At 62.6% G+C, this 16,972-nt stretch carries 15 protein-coding genes; 10 read left to right on the top strand and 5 right to left on the bottom strand.

From position 1 onward, the window contains the following. Positions 1-1,029 (top strand): ATP-binding cassette domain-containing protein (locus tag HP546_RS13215; RefSeq protein WP_172225640.1); only part of this gene is annotated, 1,029 nt, incomplete at its 5' end. A gap of 124 nt (positions 1,030-1,153) precedes the next feature. Here the strand turns inward: HP546_RS13215 and HP546_RS13210 are convergent. Next, positions 1,154-1,594, bottom strand: coding sequence for a universal stress protein (locus HP546_RS13210; protein ID WP_172225638.1), 441 nt, complete (start codon positions 1,592-1,594; stop codon positions 1,154-1,156). Positions 1,595-1,704: 110 nt separating this feature from the next. Here HP546_RS13210 and HP546_RS13205 point away from each other — a divergent pair, with 110 nt between their 5' ends. The 7 genes from HP546_RS13205 to HP546_RS13175 all read left to right on the top strand — a co-directional run bounded on the left by HP546_RS13205 (position 1,705) and on the right by HP546_RS13175 (position 10,108). Continuing rightward, entirely contained in the window at positions 1,705-2,142 is a 438-nt protein-coding gene (locus tag HP546_RS13205; RefSeq protein ID WP_172225636.1) for a hypothetical protein, read from the top strand. A 487-nt stretch (positions 2,143-2,629) separates the two neighbouring features. Next, complete coding sequence (fadB, locus tag HP546_RS13200) at positions 2,630-4,777, top strand: fatty acid oxidation complex subunit alpha FadB (protein WP_172225634.1); 2,148 nt, start codon at positions 2,630-2,632, stop codon at positions 4,775-4,777. A 31-nt stretch (positions 4,778-4,808) separates the two neighbouring features. Then, positions 4,809-5,984: an acetyl-CoA C-acyltransferase FadA gene (gene fadA, locus HP546_RS13195; protein WP_172225632.1), complete on the top strand. Its 1,176-nt coding sequence runs from the start codon at positions 4,809-4,811 to the stop codon at positions 5,982-5,984. A gap of 76 nt (positions 5,985-6,060) precedes the next feature. Beyond that, a complete protein-coding gene (locus HP546_RS13190) occupies positions 6,061-6,312 on the top strand; it encodes a DUF1653 domain-containing protein (protein ID WP_172225629.1) in 252 nt (83 codons plus the stop codon). A 100-nt stretch (positions 6,313-6,412) separates the two neighbouring features. After that, positions 6,413-9,022: a type I DNA topoisomerase gene (topA, locus tag HP546_RS13185; RefSeq protein WP_172225626.1), complete on the top strand. Its 2,610-nt coding sequence runs from the start codon at positions 6,413-6,415 to the stop codon at positions 9,020-9,022. A 286-nt stretch (positions 9,023-9,308) separates the two neighbouring features. After that, positions 9,309-9,824 carry a DUF6586 family protein gene (locus tag HP546_RS13180; protein WP_172225623.1) on the top strand — a complete coding sequence of 172 codons (516 nt, stop codon included), beginning with the start codon at positions 9,309-9,311 and terminating at the stop codon, positions 9,822-9,824. 50 nt (positions 9,825-9,874) lie between these two features. Beyond that, entirely contained in the window at positions 9,875-10,108 is a 234-nt protein-coding gene (locus HP546_RS13175; protein WP_003248777.1) for a hypothetical protein, read from the top strand. A 50-nt stretch (positions 10,109-10,158) separates the two neighbouring features. Here HP546_RS13175 and sulA read toward each other — a convergent pair whose 3' ends face one another. Next, a complete protein-coding gene (gene sulA / locus HP546_RS13170; protein ID WP_172225620.1) occupies positions 10,159-10,635 on the bottom strand; it encodes an SOS-induced cell division inhibitor SulA in 477 nt (158 codons plus the stop codon). Between the two features lie 13 nt (positions 10,636-10,648). Further along, positions 10,649-11,257, bottom strand: a complete 609-nt coding sequence (gene lexA / locus HP546_RS13165) for a transcriptional repressor LexA (protein ID WP_172225617.1) — start codon at positions 11,255-11,257, stop codon at positions 10,649-10,651. 215 nt (positions 11,258-11,472) lie between these two features. Here lexA and HP546_RS13160 point away from each other — a divergent pair, with 215 nt between their 5' ends. Both HP546_RS13160 and nagZ read left to right on the top strand, forming a co-directional pair. Further along, entirely contained in the window at positions 11,473-12,180 is a 708-nt protein-coding gene (locus HP546_RS13160; protein ID WP_172225614.1) for a TetR/AcrR family transcriptional regulator, read from the top strand. 83 nt (positions 12,181-12,263) lie between these two features. Next, entirely contained in the window at positions 12,264-13,262 is a 999-nt protein-coding gene (gene nagZ / locus HP546_RS13155; protein WP_172225642.1) for a beta-N-acetylhexosaminidase, read from the top strand. Between the two features lie 134 nt (positions 13,263-13,396). Here nagZ and HP546_RS13150 read toward each other — a convergent pair whose 3' ends face one another. Both HP546_RS13150 and HP546_RS13145 read right to left on the bottom strand, forming a co-directional pair. Next, positions 13,397-16,714 carry a DEAD/DEAH box helicase gene (locus HP546_RS13150; RefSeq protein ID WP_172225611.1) on the bottom strand — a complete coding sequence of 1,106 codons (3,318 nt, stop codon included), beginning with the start codon at positions 16,712-16,714 and terminating at the stop codon, positions 13,397-13,399. A 4-nt stretch (positions 16,715-16,718) separates the two neighbouring features. Beyond that, on the bottom strand, positions 16,719-16,972 hold a 254-nt coding region (locus tag HP546_RS13145), incomplete at its 5' end, for a CsiV family protein (RefSeq protein ID WP_256678474.1).

Below are 16,972 nucleotides of genomic sequence, written 5' to 3'. Positions count from 1 at the left end.
AAGGCCAACATCCAGATCGAGTCGGCGGAAAAGTCCGGCAAACAGGTCATGGTGCTGGAAAACGTCAGCTTCCATCACGCCGAAGGGCCGATGCTGGTCAAGGACTTTTCCATGGTCCTGCAGCGTCAGGACCGTATCGGCCTGCTGGGCGCCAACGGTACCGGAAAGACCACCTTGCTCAAGCTGATGCTCGGCGGCCTGGAGCCTACTTCGGGCAAGGTCGAGCGCGGCACCAAGCTGGAGGTGGCCTACTTCGACCAGATGCGCCACCAGCTCGAGCTGGAAAAGACCGTGATCGACAACCTGGCCGAAGGCCGTGACTTCATCGAGATCGACGGCCAGAACCGGCACGTGCTGAGCTACCTGGGCGACTTCCTGTTCAGCCCTCAGCGTGCCCGCACGCCAGTCAAGGCATTGTCGGGTGGCGAACGTGCGCGCCTGCTGCTGGCCAAGCTGTTCAGCAAACCGGCCAACCTGTTGGTGCTCGACGAACCGACCAACGACCTGGACGTGGAAACCCTTGAGCTGCTTGAAGAAGTGCTGGCCAACTACAAAGGCACCGTGCTGATGGTTAGCCACGACCGGGCCTTCCTCGACAACGTCGTCACCAGCACGCTGGTGTTTGAAGGCGAGGGCAAGGTGCGTGAGTACGTGGGCGGCTACGAGGACTGGATTCGCCAGGGCGGCTCGCCGAAACTGCTGGGCGTGACCGAGAGCAAGGGTGGCAAGTCCGAGCTCAACAGCGCAGTGGTCGAGAAAGTCGAGGACAAGCCCGCGCCAGTTGCTGCAGCGGTGGCGGAAGACGCTTCGAAGAAAAAGCTCAGCTACAAGCTGCAGCGTGAGCTGGAGATGCTGCCGGGGCAGATCGACCAGGTCGAGAAGCGCATGGCAGAGGCCCAGGAAGAAGTGAATGCGGCGGGCTTCTACCAGCGGCCGATCGCAGAAACCTCGGCGGTGCTGGCGAAGATCGAGAAACTGCAGGGCGAGCTGGATGCCCTGGTAGAGCGCTGGGCCGAGCTGGAAGGCTGATAGTCGTCAGCCGGAGCTGGCCCTTCGCCGGCAAGCCAGCTCCCACAGGTACACCACAGGTTTCAAGCCGTGTGGTATCCCTGTGGGAGCTGGCTTGCCGGCGATAGGGCCGGGCCAGGTCAAGTCATTCCTTCTTCAGCAACCGCACCGCCAAGACATCGCACGGCGCACCATGCAGCACGTCATTGGCGGTGGAGCCCAGCAGCAATGCCAGGCCATGGCGGCCATGGCTGCCGACCACGATCAGGTCGCACTTCTGGTCCTTGGCCAGCTGGTGGATTTCCTGGCGCGGTTGGCCGTAGGTCAGGTGCGAATCGCCGCGCTGTATGTCCGGGTATTTGTTGAACAGGCGGTCCATGCGCTCCTTGGCCTGGTCGAACTGTTGCTGTTGCAGCTGCGACAGGTCCATGGGCACGTCGCCACCGAATGCCATGGCCATCGGCTCGACGATATGTACCAGCGAAACCTTGGCATTCGAAGGTTTGGCCAGCGCCATGGCGCGCTTGATCACCGGGTCGCATTCTTCGGTCAGGTCGACGGCGACCAACAAATGTTCGTATTGCATGAGCGGTACTCCTGGCAATCGCGATAGAAGAAGTATGGTCGCTTTCGGGCGGGTCTTCCGTGAAAAATGGCTAACCAGCTCATTTGCAACGCTTTATGGGAACTACTGATATGACGGTATTGCTGGTGGTGTCAATCCTTGCGCTGATTCTCAGCCCGCTTTCCTGGTTGCGCAGTTCGCGCAAGCAGAGCGAGCAGATGAAGCTGCGCCTGGAAGCACGGCGCATGGGCCTGGCCATGCAGCTGGCGCCGCAGCAGTGGCCGCACTGGCTGGAAAAGGAGCCGCCAAGCCCTTGCCCGCAGTACCACCGGGCACGCCGCCGCGGGCATGAGGACAGCTTCAGCTTCTGGCAGATCAGCCCGGGTGTGTGGTGGAACCAGTGGCGCGAACCCTGCGAAGACCCTCGCTTCATGGAGGCCTTGGGGCGCTTGCCCGCGAGCGTCTACAAGGTCGAGGCCGATGCGCGGATGATCGCCCTGTATTGGACCGAGCGTGGGGATACGGCTGTATTGCAGGATGTTGCCTACGTCCTTGAAACCTTGTCCTGACATTCCATAACGACAAAGCGGCGGCTTGGCTGAGCCCCTGAAGGGGTGGGGTGCCAAGTCGCCGCTTTGCGTTCTGCTGCGCAGAAAAGGCCAGGCAGGCCGGGTATTCATTCAAGCAAGTGGCAGTGTAGCCGCCAACGCTTGTCGCGCAAGCTGATGGTTGCAACGTGTTCTGCTGCGCGTGGTCAATCGCTGACATGAATGCTCGGCGATCACTGTCATCATGTTTTGTACCAGGACGATACAAAATGACCGGAAAGTCGCGTTTTCGCCGTGCTCGCGAGCATTTGACAACGCCGGTCTTTTCGGAGAATGTGTGCACACCCAAATCAAACGGGCGTATGAATTGAGCGTTTGTATGTCATCTCGCCAAGCCATACTCCCGACTAGCGCGCTGACGGGTGTGCCTGGGGCAGGGCAGCTAGGCCTGCTTCTGCTGCAGCGATCGGCGTGTACTGTTCAGCTTCCATATCGTGGAGATCAGTTGATGATTTACGAAGGTAAAGCCATCACGGTTAAGGCTCTTGAAAGTGGCATCGTCGAGCTCAAGTTCGACCTCAAGGGTGAGTCCGTCAACAAGTTCAACCGCCTGACCCTGAACGAGCTTCGCCAGGCCGTCGATGCCATCCAGGCCGACGCCTCGGTCAAGGGCGTGATCGTCAGCAGTGGCAAGGACGTGTTCATCGTCGGCGCCGACATCACCGAGTTCGTCGACAACTTCAAGCTGCCCGAGGCCGAGCTGGTCGCCGGCAACCTGGAAGCCAACCGTATCTTCAGCGCCTTCGAAGACCTCGAAGTGCCGACCGTCGCCGCCATCAACGGTATCGCTCTGGGCGGTGGCCTGGAAATGTGCCTGGCGGCCGACTACCGGGTCATGTCCAGCAGCGCCAAGATCGGCCTGCCGGAAGTCAAGCTGGGGATCTATCCGGGCTTCGGCGGTACCGTGCGCCTGCCGCGCCTGATCGGTTCGGACAACGCCATCGAGTGGATTGCCGCCGGCAAGGAAAACCGTGCCGAAGACGCGCTGAAAGTGGGTGCCGTCGATGCCGTGGTCGCCCCTGAGCTGCTGATGGCCGGTGCCCTCGACCTGATCAAGCGCGCCATCAGTGGCGAGCTGGACTACAAGGCCAAGCGCCAGCCGAAGCTGGAAAAGCTCAAGCTCAATGCCATCGAGCAGATGATGGCCTTCGAGACCGCCAAGGGCTTCGTCGCCGGCCAGGCTGGCCCGAACTACCCGGCCCCGGTCGAAGCCATCAAAACCATCCAGAAGGCCGCCAACTTTGGCCGTGACAAGGCCCTGGAAGTCGAAGCCGCAGGCTTTGCCAAGCTGGCCAAGACCTCGGTTGCCGAAAGCCTGATCGGCCTGTTCCTGAACGATCAGGAGCTCAAACGCAAAGCCAAGGCCCATGACGAGATCGCCCATGACGTGAGACAGGCCGCCGTGCTGGGCGCTGGCATCATGGGGGGCGGCATCGCCTACCAGTCGGCGGTCAAGGGCACTCCGATCCTGATGAAGGACATCCGCGAGGAAGCCATCCAGCTGGGCCTGAACGAGGCTTCCAAGCTGCTCGGCAACCGCGTCGACAAGGGCCGCCTGACCCCGGCCAAGATGGCCGAGGCGCTCAATGCCATTCGCCCGACCCTGTCCTATGGCGACTTCGCCAATGTCGACATCGTCGTCGAAGCCGTGGTCGAGAACCCCAAGGTCAAGCAGGCCGTGCTGGCTGAAGTGGAAGGTCAGGTGAAGGACGATGCGATCCTTGCCTCCAACACCTCGACCATCTCCATCAACCTGCTGGCCAAGGCGCTCAAGCGTCCGGAAAACTTCGTCGGCATGCACTTCTTCAACCCGGTGCACATGATGCCGCTGGTGGAAGTGATCCGTGGCGAGAAGTCCAGTGAAGTGGCGGTCGCCACCACCGTGGCCTACGCCAAGAAAATGGGCAAGAACCCGATCGTGGTCAACGACTGCCCGGGCTTCCTGGTCAACCGCGTGCTGTTCCCGTACTTCGGCGGTTTTGCCAAGTTGGTCAGTGCCGGTGTCGACTTTGTACGTATCGACAAAGTCATGGAAAAGTTCGGCTGGCCGATGGGCCCGGCGTACCTGATGGACGTGGTCGGCATCGACACCGGCCACCACGGTCGCGACGTGATGGCCGAGGGCTTCCCGGACCGCATGAAGGATGAGCGCCGTTCGGCCGTCGACGCGCTGTACGAGGCCAACCGCCTGGGCCAGAAGAACGGCAAGGGCTTCTATGCCTACGAGACCGACAAGCGCGGCAAGCCGAAGAAGGTCTTCGACGCTACCGTGCTGGACGTGCTCAAGCCGATCGTCTTCGAGCAGCGCGAAGTCACCGACGAAGACATCATCAACTGGATGATGGTGCCGCTTTGCCTGGAAACCGTGCGCTGCCTGGAAGACGGCATCGTGGAGACGGCCGCCGAAGCCGACATGGGCCTGGTCTACGGTATTGGCTTCCCTCCATTCCGCGGTGGTGCGCTGCGTTACATCGACTCGATCGGTGTGGCCGAATTCGTCGCCCTGGCCGATCAATACGCCGACCTGGGGCCGCTGTACCACCCGACCGCCAAGCTGCGTGAAATGGCCAAGAACGGCCAGCGCTTCTTCAACTGAGCGGTCAACGAGCTAGAGCGAGAGATTTGATATGAGCCTGAATCCAAGAGACGTGGTGATTGTCGACTTCGGTCGCACGCCCATGGGCCGCTCCAAGGGTGGCATGCACCGCAATACCCGCGCCGAGGACATGTCGGCCCACCTGATCAGCAAGCTGCTGGAGCGCAACGACAAGGTCGACCCGAAAGAGGTCGAGGACGTGATCTGGGGCTGCGTCAACCAGACCCTGGAGCAGGGCTGGAACATCGCCCGCATGGCCTCGCTGATGACCCAGATCCCGCACACCTCGGCGGCGCAGACCGTCAGCCGCCTGTGCGGCTCGTCGATGAGCGCGCTGCACACCGCTGCCCAGGCGATCATGACCGGTAATGGCGATGTGTTCGTGATCGGTGGCGTGGAGCACATGGGCCACGTCAGCATGATGCATGGCGTCGACCCCAACCCGCACCTGTCCTTGCATGCTGCCAAGGCATCCGGGATGATGGGCCTGACTGCGGAAATGCTCGGCAAGATGCACGGCATCACCCGTGAGCAGCAGGACCTGTTCGGCGTCCGTTCGCACCAGCTGGCCCACAAGGCCACGGTCGAAGGCAAGTTCAAGGACGAGATCATCCCGATGCAGGGCTATGACGAGAACGGCTTCCTGAAGGTGTTCGATTTCGACGAAACCATCCGCCCGGAAACCACCCTCGAAGGCCTGGCGTCGCTGAAGCCGGCGTTCAACCCGAAAGGCGGCACCGTCACTGCCGGTACCTCGTCGCAGATCACCGACGGTGCTTCGTGCATGATCGTCATGTCCGGCCAGCGTGCCATGGACCTCGGGATCCAGCCATTGGCGGTGATCCGCTCGATGGCGGTGGCCGGTGTCGACCCGGCGATCATGGGCTACGGCCCGGTGCCATCCACCCAGAAAGCCCTCAAGCGTGCCGGCCTGACCATGGCCGATATCGACTTCATCGAGCTCAACGAAGCCTTCGCTGCACAGGCCCTGCCAGTGCTGAAAGACTTGAAAGTGCTCGACAAGATGGATGAGAAGGTTAACCTGCACGGCGGCGCCATTGCTTTGGGCCACCCGTTCGGTTGCTCCGGTGCGCGAATTTCCGGCACCCTGCTCAACGTCATGAAGCAGAATGGCGGTTCCCTGGGGGTGGCGACCATGTGCGTCGGCCTCGGCCAAGGTATCACCACTGTCTTCGAACGCGTCTGATCGCGTAGCGGGACAGCAACCGGGGCCTTGTGCCCCGGTTTTGTTTTTTCAGGTTTTAATCAAGAGGGTGGGCAACATGCAGATACAACCAGGCGTTTACCGGCATTACAAAGGGCCTGAGTACCGTGTCTTCAGTGTTGCGCGGCACTCCGAAAACGAAGAGTGGATGGTGTTCTACCAATGCCTGTATGGTGATTACAGCTTCTGGGTGCGCCCCCTTTCGATGTTCCAGGAGTCCGTCGAGGTTGACGGCGAGCAGGTGCCACGCTTTGCTTTGGTCAAGGCCGAAGAAGGGCTGCCTGGGCTGCTGGGCAAGTCGCACGAGTGAACTTCCGCGCTTGACCTCACTCTTTTGCCACTATATATAGCGGTGCCGCGTCTGGCACCTGACGCGTTTTTCATCTTCAGATTCAGGAATACTCCGATCCATGGGCAAATCGCTGGTCATTGTGGAATCCCCGGCCAAGGCCAAGACCATCAACAAGTACCTGGGCAACCAGTACGTGGTGAAGTCGAGTATCGGCCATATCCGAGACCTCCCCACCAGCGGTTCGGCCAGCGCGAGCAAAGAGCCGGCCGCCAAGCGTGGCAAGGCTGCGGGTGAGGCTCCGGCGCTTTCGCCGAAAGAAAAGGCTCGTCGCCAGCTGGTGGCACGCATGGGCGTGGACCCCGATCACGGCTGGAAGGCCAAGTACGAGATCCTGCCCGGCAAGGAAAAGGTGATCGAAGAACTGCGCCGCCTGGCCAAGGATGCCGACACCATCTATCTCGCAACCGACTTGGACCGCGAAGGGGAAGCCATTGCCTGGCACCTGCGCGAAGCCATCGGCGGCGACGACACCCGCTACAAGCGCGTGGTGTTCAACGAAATTACCAAGAAGGCCATCCAGGAGGCGTTCTCGCAGCCTGGCGAGCTGGACATCGACCGGGTCAACGCCCAGCAGGCGCGGCGTTTCCTTGACCGCGTAGTCGGCTACATGGTTTCGCCGTTGCTGTGGTCGAAGATCGCCCGTGGGCTGTCCGCTGGCCGTGTGCAGTCGGTGGCGGTGAAGCTGGTGGTCGAGCGTGAGCGGGAAATCCGCGCGTTCATCCCTGAAGAATACTGGGAAATCCACGCCGACCTCGGCACCGCGAAAGACGCCAAGGTGCGGTTCGAGGTGGCGCGCGAGAAGGGCGAGGCGTTCAAACCGCTGAACGAAGCCCAGGCCATGGCCGCGCTGGCAAAGCTCAAGGCTTCCAGCTACAGCGTGGTCAAGCGCGAAGACCGCCCGACCAGCAGCAAGCCGTCGGCACCGTTCATTACCTCCACCTTGCAGCAGGCAGCCAGTAACCGCCTGGGCTACGGGGTGAAGAAGACCATGATGATGGCCCAGCGCTTGTATGAGGCCGGTTACATCACCTACATGCGTACCGACTCCACCAACCTGTCGGCCGACGCACTGGACATGGCTCGCAGCTACATCGAGCGTGAGTTCGGCAAGCAATACCTGCCGGAAGCGCCGCTGGTCTATGGCAGCAAGGAAGGCGCCCAGGAGGCGCACGAAGCAATTCGTCCTTCCGACGTGAATACCCACCCGACCAAGCTGACTGGCATGGAGCGTGACGCCGAGCGCCTGTACGAGCTGATCTGGCGCCAGTTCCTGGCCTGCCAGATGCCGCCGGCGCAGTACCTGTCCACCAGCGTCACCGTGGCCGCCGGCGACTTCGAGCTGCGTGCCAAGGGCCGTATCCTCAAGTTCGACGGTTATACCCGCGTGCTTCCGCAGCAGAGCAAGCCTGGCGAAGATGACGTGCTGCCAGAAATGGTTCAGGGCGAAGTGCTGAAGCTTATGCAGATCGACCCTAGCCAGCACTTCACCAAGCCGCCGGCGCGCTTCACCGAAGCCAGCCTGGTCAAGGAAATGGAAAAGCGCGGCATTGGCCGTCCCTCGACCTACGCCGCGATCATCTCGACCATTCAGGACCGTGGCTATGTGACCCTGCACAACCGCCGGTTCTACTCCGAGAAAATGGGTGACATCGTCACCGAGCGCCTGTCGGAAAGCTTCTCCAACCTCATGGACTACGGCTTCACCGCCGGCATGGAGGAGAACCTTGACGACGTGGCCCAGGGCGAGCGTGACTGGAAGAACGTGCTCGACGAGTTCTACGGCGACTTCAGCAAGAAGCTGCAGACGGCTGAGTCCAGCGAAAACGGCATGCGTGCCAACCAGCCGACCATGACCAACATTCCGTGCAAGGAGTGTGGCCGGCCGATGATGATCCGCACCGCTTCCACCGGTGTATTCCTCGGTTGCTCCGGTTACAGCCTGCCGCCGAAAGAGCGCTGCAAGGCCACCGTCAACCTGGTGCCGGGCGACGAGATCGCCGCTGATGACGAAGGCGAGTCGGAATCCCGGGTACTGCTGGGCAAGCATCGCTGCCCGATCTGTGCCACAGCGATGGATGCCTACCTGCTGGACGAGAAACATAAACTGCACATCTGCGGTAACAACCCTGATTGTGTCGGCTATGAGATCGAGGAAGGCAGCTATCGCATCAAGGGTTACGAGGGGCCGAGCCTGGAGTGCGACAAGTGCGGCAGCGAGATGCAGTTGAAGACCGGCCGTTTTGGCAAGTTCTTCGGTTGCACCAACCCGGCGTGCAAGAACACCCGCAAGCTGCTCAAGAGTGGCGAGGCGGCGCCACCGAAGATGGACAAGGTGGACATGCCGGAACTCAAGTGCGAAAAGGTCGACGACACTTACGTGTTGCGTGACGGTGCTTCGGGGTTGTTCCTGGCTGCCAGCCAGTTCCCCAAGAACCGCGAGACCCGCGCGCCGCTGGTGCTGGAGATCGTGCCGCACAAGCATGAGATCGATCCGAAGTATCACTTCCTGTGCGATGCGCCGCAGAAAGACCCCGACGGCCGCCCGACGGTGATCCGCTACAGCCGCAAGACCAAGGAGCAGTATGTGCAGTCCGAGGTCGATGGCAAACCGACCGGGTGGAAGGCGTTTTACGACGGTAAAGCGTGGAAGGTTGAAGACAAGCGCTGATCTGACGGCGTTGTAATTGGGGCCGCTTCGCGCCCCATCGCCGGCAAGCCAGCTCCCACAGGTACAGCGCAGGTCTCGGGCCTGATGCAAACTCTGTGGGGCTGGCTTGCCGGGGGTGGGGCGCAAAGCGGCCCCAATCATTTAAGCCGGCTCTAACAGGTACAGCGCAGGTCTCGGGCCTGATGCCCTCACTGTGGGAGCTGGCTTGCCGGGGGTGGGGCGCAAAGCGGCCCCAATCATTTATGATGCGTGTATTCGCCTTGCAGCCCTATGGGAGGGCATAGAAATGGCCCAGGAACTCTACACCCGCACCAACCAGAAACTGTTCTTCGCTGGCCTGGCCCTGGAGTCCATGGCCAAGGCCGAGCAAAGCCAGGCCATGAACGCCCAGGGCCTGGTCCAGGCCGAGCGCGAGTCGGCGCTGTTCCACCTGAACGGCGCGTTGTTGGGGCTGTGCCATGAAATCGGTGGTTACTACCGCCTGCCGGTGGCCGCAACGGTCGAGCAAGCGCTGGCTGACGACGCGTTGAATGGCATCGCCATCCCTGAAGTGGCCGAACTGCTGGAACTGGCCCGTCAGCGCGAAACCTGGCTGGCGCAAATGCTCGGTGCTTATGCCGATTTGTTCCGACCACCGGTCGCCAGGAAGGCACCGAAAACCGACGTCACCCAGCCACTGATCCAGGCCGTAAATCTCGATGAGCGCGAACACCCCGCCCTATCACGTGCCGAGCTGGAAAGCTGGCGCAACAACCTCAAAGGCTTGGTGAGACGATTCCGCGACGCGTTGAGTGAGTGCTGACAGGCGCTGCGGCTGGTACAATATTCGCCTTTCGCGGAGAACTGCCATTTATGTCTACGTCTTTTCTGGAAATTGTCGAGTTGCCTGATGGCCGCATCGAACTGCGTCGCGCTGAGGATGAGGGCTCCCTGGTAACCCTGGATTTCTCTGAAGACGCCAAGGTATTCCTGCAGGGTCAGCACGTGGAAGTGGCCAAGGCCATGCTCAGTGTCGGTGTGCAGATGGCCGGTCGCCTGATGGATGGCGAGCTTGAGCGTGATGAAGGCCCACGTGTGCTGCATTGATCATGCAGCTCGGTATCAGGCTTTTCGAAATAACAGGCAAAGCCTGAACATCAGCCGAGGCGGATGTTCAGGCTTTGTGCGTTTCCGGCGCTGGCAGCGCGCAGCAATTGCTGGCGTGCAGTCGCGTTGACGCTGCCTAACCAGCTGACGACGGTGTGGCTGCGGCCCAGGCGCAAGGCTTCGCAGGCCAGTTGCAGCGGGCTCTGATTGCCGCGAGGTTGCAGCAGCAGAATGCGTTCACGGTTGAGTCCGGCATCGCGCAGCCAGGCCTGGGTCAGGCTCGACGGCGGGGCGATCAGGGTTAGCCAGCGGGCCTGGTCTTCTTCGCTCAGCTCGCGCAGCACGGGTGCCAGCAGGCTGTGGCAGTGGCCGGGGGCGCCGCGCAGTGTCAATTCGCTGAACAGCTCGGGCTGAATGTTCTTGCGTGCCAGCTCGCTGGCTTTCAGGCCGGGTAGCACGGGCTGTGCGAGAAATGCTTCGAACAGTGGCAACTGGGCCTGTTCGGGTGCGTGAATGAACTGCTGCATGACGCCTCCTGGATCAGCGGCGTATGACGCCGACGCTCAAGCCCTCGATCACCAGTTCCTGCTCTTTCAGGTCAACTTCGATGGGGGCGAATTCGGGGTTTTCGGCAAGCAGCCAGACTTTGCTGCCTTCACGCTTGAAGCGCTTGACGGTAACTTCGTCGCCGATACGGGCCACGACGATCTGGCCGTTGCGGGCTTCGCGGCAGGTGTGTACCGCCAGCAGGTCGCCGTCGAAGATGCCGACGTCCTTCATGCTCATGCCGTGGACGCGCAGCAAATAGTCGGCCTGGGGGTGGAAGAAGGCGGGGTTGATATTGCAGGATTGCTCGATGTGCTGCTCGGCAAGGATCGGCGCACCGGCCGCAACCCGGCCAATGATTGGCAGGCCGCTTTCTTCGGCCTTGGCTTCGAAGCCCGGGATACGGATGCCACGGGAAGCGCCCGGGGTCATCTCGATTGCACCCTTGCGGGCCAAGGCCTTGAGGTGTTCCTCGGCGGCGTTGGGCGACTTGAAGCCCAGCTTCTGAGCGATCTCGGCGCGGGTAGGCGGAAAGCCGTTGTCTTCCAGGCAGCGCTTGATGAACGCGAGAATTTCGGCTTGGCGTGGCGTCAGTTTCAACATGGTGAGCGCTCTGTCTTTTTGTACAGTGACTGGGATTATATACAGTACTGGATGCGCTGCAAGCCAAAAGGCGTAATAAACAGCGGGCATGGCACTTGCGGCCTGGCGCCTGGCGATTTTAAATGGCGACCGCCCGGTCACCGAACCTTGACAGAAGCAGGGCTGAAACGTATGTTTCAAACACCTGTTTGTCTGGCGGAGTAGTCGGAGTAGTCATGGCCCAATCGGAAACCGTTGAACGCATTCTCGATGCTGCCGAGCAGCTGTTCGCGGAAAGGGGGTTCGCCGAGACCTCGCTGCGGCTGATCACCAGCAAGGCCGGGGTCAACCTGGCGGCGGTCAACTATCACTTCGGCTCCAAGAAGGCGCTGATCCAGGCGGTATTCTCGCGCTTCCTCGGCCCGTTCTGCGCCAGCCTCGAGCGTGAGCTGGAACGCCGCCAGGCCAAGCCCGAGCAAAAGCCGACCCTTGAAGACCTGCTGGAAATGCTGGTCGATCAGGCGCTGGTCGTGCAGCCACGCAGCAACAATGACCTGTCCATCTTCATGCGCCTGTTGGGGTTGGCCTTCAGCCAGAGCCAGGGCCACCTGCGGCGCTACCTCGAAGACATGTACGGCAAGGTGTTTCGCCGCTACATGCTGCTGGTCAACGAGGCCGCGCCACGGATTCCGCCGCTGGAACTGTTCTGGCGTGTGCACTTCATGCTCGGGGCCGCCGCTTTCAGCATGTCCGGTATCAAGGCATTGCGGGCGATTGCGGAGACCGATTTCGGCATCAATACCTCGATCGAACAGGTGATGCGCCTGATGGTGCCGTTCCTGGCTGCCGGCATGCGCGCCGAGAGCGGCGTGACCGACCAGGCCATGGCAGCTGCGCAGTTGCGCCCCCGCAGCAAAAGCAGCGCCAGCACCGTCAAGGCTTGAAGGCTGGGCGGGGCAGGGCGCTTCGGCTAAGCTAGCGCCGCTTCTCTTGAGTCTTCAATGAAGGATTACCCATGACCGTCAGCCTGCAAGGCTCCCTGATGGTGGATGTCGCCGGTAAATGGCTGACCGCCGAGGACCGCCACCTGCTGCGCCAGCCCGAAGTGGCCGGACTGATCATCTTTGCCCGCAACATCGACAGCCCGCGCCAGGTACGCGAACTGTGTGCGTCGATCCGTGCCATCCGCCCTGAGCTGATCCTGGCCGTGGACCAGGAAGGTGGTCGCGTGCAGCGCCTGCGCCAGGGCTTTGTGCGGCTGCCGGCCATGCGTGCACTGGCCGACAACGCCAACGCCGAGTACCTCGCCGAGCAATGCGGCTGGTTGATGGCAACCGAGGTCCTGGCGGTTGGCCTGGACCTCAGCTTTGCCCCGGTGCTGGACCTTGACCATCAGCGCAGTGCGGTGGTCGGCAGCCGCGCTTTCGAGGGTGACCCGCAGCGCGCCACGCAACTGGCCGGTGCATTCATTCGCGGCATGAACGCCGCCGGCATGGCTGCGTGTGGCAAGCACTTCCCAGGGCACGGCTGGGCCGAGGCCGATTCGCATGTCGCCATCCCGACCGATGAACGCAGCCTCGCGCAGCTGCGCCAGGCTGACCTGGTGCCATTCGCCCGTCTGAGTGGGCAGCTGGCAGCGGTGATGCCGGCGCACGTCATTTATCCGCAGGTCGATAACCAGCCGGCAGGTTTCTCGCGGCGTTGGCTGCAGGACATCCTGCGCGGTGAGCTGGGCTTTGACGGGGTGATCTTCAGCGATGACCTGTCGATGGCGGGTGCCCATGTGGTTGGCGATGCGGCCAGCCGTATCGAAGCGGCGTTGAGCGCGGGTTGTGACATGGGCCTGGTCTGCAATGACCGGGCGGCAGCAGAGCTGGCGCTGAGTGCGGCTCAGCGCATGAAGGTCAAGCCGTCGCCGCGGATTGCGCGGATGCGCGGGCAGGGCTTTGCGCGCACCGATTATCGCCAGCAGCCGCGATGGCTGGAGGCGTTGGGGGCGTTGAAGGAAGCGCAGCTGGTCGATTGACCTTCCCGGCCTCATCGCCGGCAAGCCAGCTCCCACAGGTGTGGCAGCGCATTCGAGGTTGATGCAGGCTTGTACCAGCCTCTTCGCGGGTTCAGCCGCGAAGAGGCTGGTACAGGCAACTGAAGACTCAGGCTCTACCGCCCGCGCTTCCCAGGCAGCGGCGCAAACAGTGCCTCGATTTCCTCATCCCCCATCCGCCACTGCCCGGCCTGCCCGCCATCCAGCAGGCTGGCCGCCAGTGCAGCTTTCTCCTGCTGCAACGCCTGGATCTTCTCTTCCACCGTCCCCCGGGTGATCAGCTTGAACACGAACACCGGCTTGTCCTGGCCGATGCGGTAGGCGCGGTCGGTGGCCTGGTTTTCGCTGGCCGGGTTCCACCACGGGTCGTAGTGGATCACCGTGTCCGCAGCTGTCAGGTTCAAGCCCACGCCGCCTGCCTTGAGGCTGATCAGAAACACTTCGCTGTCGCCCTGCTGGAACTGCTGCACCGGTGTGCGCCGGTCGCGGGTATCGCCGGTCAGCAGGCTGTAGCGAATGTCGCGTTTCTCCAGCTCTTGCTGGATCAGCGCGAGCATGGAGGTGAACTGCGAGAACAGCAGAACCCGGCGGCCTTCGCTGAGCAGCTCCTCGAGCATTTCCAGCAACGCGCCCAGCTTGCCCTTGTCGGCCTGGTTGCCTTTGCTTTCCACGCCCTTGACCAGGCGCAGGTCGCAACACACCTGGCGCAGCTTGAGCAGCGCATCGAGGATCACGATCTGGCTGCGCGCAGCGCCATTGCGGGCGATCTCGTCGCGGACTTTCTTGTCCATCGCCACCCGCACCGCTTCGTAGGTGTCGCGTTGGGCATCGCTGAGCTCGACCCAGTGCACCATCTCGGTCTTGGCGGGCAGTTCGGTGGCCACCTGTTCCTTGGTGCGACGCAGCAGGAACGGGCGGATGCGCATGACCAGGTGGGCCAGGCGCTCGGCATCGCCATGGCGTTCGATCGGGTTGCGGTAATCCTGGTTGAAGCGCTTCAGGTCGCCAAGCCAGCCGGGCATCAGGAAGTGGAAGATCGACCACAGCTCGCCGAGGTTGTTTTCCATCGGCGTGCCGGTCAGGCACAGGCGCTGGCTAGCCTGCAGTTCGCAGACGGCGAGGGCGGCCTTGCTGGTACTGCTCTTGATGTTCTGCGCTTCGTCGAGCACCAGCACATGCCACGGCTGTGCGCGAAGCTGCTCGAGGTCGCGCGGCACCAGGGCGTAGGTGGTCAGCACCAGGTCGTATTCGTGCAGGTTGGCGAAGTGCTTGCTGCGCCCCGGCCCGTGCAACGCCAGCACCCGCAAGCCGGGTGCGAAGCGTTGGGCTTCGTCGAGCCAGTTCGGTATCAGGCTGGTGGGCATGACTGCCAGGGCCGGTGCGCTCAGGCGCCCGGACTCCTTTTCCAGCAGCAGGTGGGCCAAGGCCTGCAAGGTCTTGCCCAGGCCCATGTCGTCACCGAGGATGCCGCCGGTGTCCATCTCCCGCAGCGCCTGAAGCCAGTTCAGGCCCTGCTGCTGGTAGGGGCGCAAACTGGCGTGAAGCCCGGTGGGTGGCGCCATCTGAAGGTCGCGGGCATCGCGCAGGCGGCGGCCCAGGTCGCGCACGTGCTCGCCCCCTTCCCAGCGCAGGGCCAGGCCGTCGATTTCGTTCAGGCGCGCGGCGTCGGCACGCTCCATGCGCAGCGACGGGCCTGGGGTGTGTTCGTGCAGGTAGAGCTCACCCAGCGTGGCCATCACGGCCTTGACCCGGCCGTAGGGCAGGGCAACACGCAGGGCCGGGGTGTCGACGCGGCCGCGGTTGAGGTCGAGCAGCAGGTGTTCGTCGTCGCTGCGTCGGGCCAGTTCGCTGGGGCGCAGCAGTTCCGGGCTGCTGCGCAGCAGTTGCAGCACGATCGGCAGCAGGCTGTGGCGCTGGCCATCGACCACGATGCCGAGTTCCAGGTCGAACCATTCATGGCCGGGCGCTTCGTCGATGGTGGCGTACCAGTCGTCCACCTCCTGCAAGTTGAAAGCGAAGTCGCGGTGGATGTCGATGGCCCAGCCCGCGTCGCGCAGGCGTGGCAGGCCTTCGCGGGCAAAGTGCAGCCACGCTTCGTCGTCGGCTAGCTGGTACATTTCGCCGGCGCTGTCGGGCAGAGCCTTGCTCTGCCGGGTGGCGGCCTTGAAACCGAAATCGCGCAGCAGCTTGCGCAGCGCCTGCTCGGCCTGGGGCTGGCGGCGGATGCGCTGGCTGGTACTGCCCGCCAGGCGGGTCAGCGGCTTGTCGTCGCTGCCGCTGGCGTGCAGGCCGTCGTAGTTGAACGCCAATGCGGCCCGATGTTGCATTTGCCGCTGCATGCGACCGGTTTTCGGCATGTAGGCGGTGTATTCGAGGCTGCCGAGGGCCAGCAGGGGCGTCGGCGGGATATCGTCCAGCAACTGTTCCTGCACTTGCGTCGGGGTTGGCACGTTGTGGCTAAGGGCATTGAGCTTGTGGCTGAGCGGTACTACCAAGTGCTCGGGTACATCGGGCGCAATGGTCAGCTGCACGGCAACGTGCGGATCAAGGCTGTGCTCGACCTTGCCTACCTCTTTTGTCATGACATCGAAATAGTAGAGCGGCAACAGGGGGATGACGCAGCGCAGCATGTCCTCGCCGTTGTACCAGAGGCCTCGGTAGTTTCCGTTGTTCTGGCGCACCCAGCGAAACTCGCCACGGCGCACGGGGCCTTCATGCAGCAGCTCACGTGTGGGGTCGAAGAACATGCGCCCGGTTTCAAGGGCGCGCTGGAACAACTCGCCACCTTCATGGCCCTTCAGCTTGTAGCCGCGATCCTGGCCGCCGCCCTGATTCAGGGCCGAGAGCAGGCGCAGAATGCGGGTGTCTTCTTCCGTCACGAAGCGCGGGGGCTCATAGAGAAAGTCGTAGAGCGACTGCACGCGGCTGAAGCGGATGCCTTCTTCGGTCCGCGTGCCCTTGCGCACCTGCAAGGCGCAGCCGGCATCATCGGCCAGCTGCAGCTCATAGCAAACCATGCGCCCGCGTTTGTCCTCGGTCGAGGCGGCTTTGGGCGGGGCCTGCTCCAGGCCGTTCAGCCAGTGTTGCAGTTCGGCAGGCAAGCTGGCCTGGCTGACTGGCGTGGTTGCACTGCCGTGGGAGTGAGGGGTGATGGAGAACAGTGCAGCCGCACAATGCTTGCAATTCTTTCTTACCGGGCAATCGCACTCGCCGTGCACATGGCAGCGGCCACCCGCCACGCGCAGTTCGATGGTTTGCCGGTAGTGGTTGTCGCCGCTGCCCTGGCAATTGGCGACCACTGTCGGCCCATAAATGCCCTCCAGTTCGACCCTGCCTTCCTCGGCATAGCGTTCTCCTCGCTGCAGGGCCGCCGCGCTGAACGATTGAGTCCAGTTCGGATAGGCGTTCGCCAGCTCGGCGGCGTCGTGTTTCATGGCTTTACTGCTCCATCATCTCCGGGTCCATCACCGGCATTTTCGGTGTGCCCGGCGCCGTGACCTTCAGCAGCACCGCCAGGTGGCCACCGTCGAGGAAGGTCAGCTGGCCGCCTTTGACGTTACTGTTGCTCTGCTTGAACTGCTCGCTTTGCAGCACGTTGCCGTTGCCGTCCAGCTGGTTGACCCAGAAGTTGGCCTCGACGGCGATGAAGCGGCCCTCGGCGATGCTCAGGTTGCCTTCGATGGGGAAGTGGC

The sequence above is a fragment of the Pseudomonas sp. CM25 genome, from assembly GCF_013179705.1.
Lineage (GTDB): Bacteria > Pseudomonadota > Gammaproteobacteria > Pseudomonadales > Pseudomonadaceae > Aquipseudomonas.
This window is presented reverse-complemented; position numbering and strand designations above follow the sequence as displayed.